This window comes from Kitasatospora sp. NPDC057198 (genome assembly GCF_042670125.1).
Taxonomy (GTDB): Bacteria; Actinomycetota; Actinomycetes; order Streptomycetales; family Streptomycetaceae; genus Kitasatospora.
This window is the reverse complement of sequence record NZ_JBHUWH010000780.1, coordinates 1-2,105: the sequence shown is the minus strand read 5'-3', so window position 1 is coordinate 2,105 and position 2,105 is coordinate 1. Positions and strand designations below refer to the sequence as shown.

Below are 2,105 nucleotides of genomic sequence, written 5' to 3'. Positions count from 1 at the left end.
CCGCCGATCAGGTCGAGCGCGGCGTCGACGCCGTCGGGGGCCAGCGCGCGGACCCGGTCGGCGAGGCCGTCGCCGTACCGGACGGGTTCGACGCCCAGGCCGCGCAGGAAGGTGTGGTTGTGCTCGCCGGAGGTGCCGATGACCCGGGCGCCGAGGGCGGTGGCGACCTGGCAGGTGATCGAGCCGACGCCGCCGGCGGCGTTGTGGATCAGCACGGTCTCGCCGCGGCGCAGTCCGAGCGCGTGGACCAGGGCCTGCCGGGCGGTGAGCCCGGCGGTGGGCAGGCCGCCGGCCTCGGCCCAGTCGAGGGCGGCGGGTTTGCGGGCCAGGGTGCGGACGGGGGCGGCGACGAGTTCGGCGTAGGTGCCGCTCTCGATGACGTCCTTGCGGACGTAGCCGATCACCTCGTCGCCGGGGGCGTACTCGGTGACGGCGCCGCCGACGGCCTGGACGGTGCCGGCCAGGTCGAAGCCCATGACCAGGGGGAAGTGCGCGTCGAGGACGCCGTCGAGGTGCCCTTCGCGGATCTTCCAGTCGACGGGGTTGACGCCGACCGCGCGGGTGCGGACGAGTACGGTGTCGGGGCCGACCTTCGGGTCGGGAAGCTCGGTGTACTCGACCACGTCGGGGCCGCCGTAGCGGTTGATCACGATTGCCTTCATGGTTCCAGCCAACCGGACGGCACGACGGGTCCTCGCGTCGGAAGCCTCCATCCCGGTGAGCGGTTCTCGTCACATCGACGCGGTGGCCATCGTCAGGCTGACGACAACCGGTTATCATAGATAACGTCAGATAGACGAGAAGGCTGGTGTTGATCCGGCCGCACCAGGAGGGCAGCCGCCCGTGACCACCACCACCGAGACCTACGGCACCGACCCCGCGCCCTCGCCGCTCGCCCTGCTGCTGCTCGGCCGGGAGGCCGACCCGAACAGCGAGCGCGGCGTGGAGTGCCCCGGCGACCTGCCCGCCGCCTCCGACCCCGACCTGGTGGCGCGCGCCCGCGCCGCGAAGGAGAAGCTCGGCGACCGGGTCTTCATCCTCGGCCACCACTACCAGCGCGACGAGGTCATCGAGTTCGCCGACGTCACCGGCGACTCCTTCAAGCTGGCCCGGGACGCGGCGGCCCGCCCGGAGGCCGAGTACATCGTGTTCTGCGGCGTGCACTTCATGGCCGAGTCCGCGGACATCCTCACCTCCGAGCGCCAGCAGGTCGTCCTGCCGGACCTGGCGGCCGGCTGCTCGATGGCCGACATGGCCACCGCCGAGCAGGTCGCCGAGTGCTGGGACGTGCTGACCGAGGCGGGCGTGGCGGAGACCACCGTGCCGGTGTCGTACATGAACTCCTCGGCCGACATCAAGGCGTTCACCGGCAAGCACGGCGGCACCATCTGCACCTCCTCCAACGCGAAGCGCGCCCTGGAGTGGGCCTTCGAGCAGGGGCAGAAGGTGCTGTTCCTGCCGGACCAGCACCTGGGGCGCAACACCGCGGTGCTGGAGATGGGCATCTCGCTGGACGAGTGCGTGCTCTACAACCCGCACAAGCCGAACGGCGGCCTGACCGCCGAGCAGCTGCGGAACGCGAAGATGATCCTGTGGCGCGGCCACTGCTCGGTGCACGGCCGCTTCAGCGTGGAGTCGGTGAACGAGGTCCGCGAGCGGATCCCGGGCGTGACGGTGCTGGTGCACCCGGAGTGCAAGCACGAGGTGGTCACCGCCGCCGACATGGTGGGCTCGACCGAGTACATCATCAAGGCGCTGGACGCCGCCGAGCCCGGCTCGAAGTGGGCGATCGGCACCGAGCTGAACCTGGTCCGCCGGCTGGCCAAGGCGCACCCGGACAAGGAGGTCGTCTTCCTCGACCGCACCGTGTGCTTCTGCTCGACCATGAACCGGATCGACCTGCCGCACCTGGTGTGGGCGCTGGAGTCGCTGGTCGAGGGCCGCGTCCCGAACGTGATCACGGTGGACGCCGAGACCGAGAAGCACGCCAAGGCCGCGCTGGACCGGATGCTGGCCCTGCCGTAACGATTCGCCGCAACGGCTCGGCGCAGCGGTTCGCCGTAACGGTTCGCCGCAGGACGAGAGGGCGGGCACCCCACCGGGGC

2 protein-coding genes are annotated in these 2,105 nt (G+C 71.2%); one reads left to right on the top strand and one right to left on the bottom strand.

The window, feature by feature from the left end:
- A partial coding sequence (locus ACFUEL_RS38945; RefSeq protein WP_380242832.1) for an NADP-dependent oxidoreductase occupies nucleotides 1-662 on the bottom strand: 662 nt, incomplete at its 3' end.
- Nucleotides 663-843: 181 nt separating this feature from the next.
- On the opposite strand from ACFUEL_RS38945, the gene nadA reads away from it, so the two are divergent.
- The gene (gene nadA / locus ACFUEL_RS38940) at nucleotides 844-2,025 is read left to right on the top strand and encodes a quinolinate synthase NadA (protein ID WP_380242830.1); all 1,182 of its coding nucleotides are present in this window, start codon (nucleotides 844-846) and stop codon (nucleotides 2,023-2,025) included.
- Nucleotides 2,026-2,105: the final 80 nt, after the last annotated feature.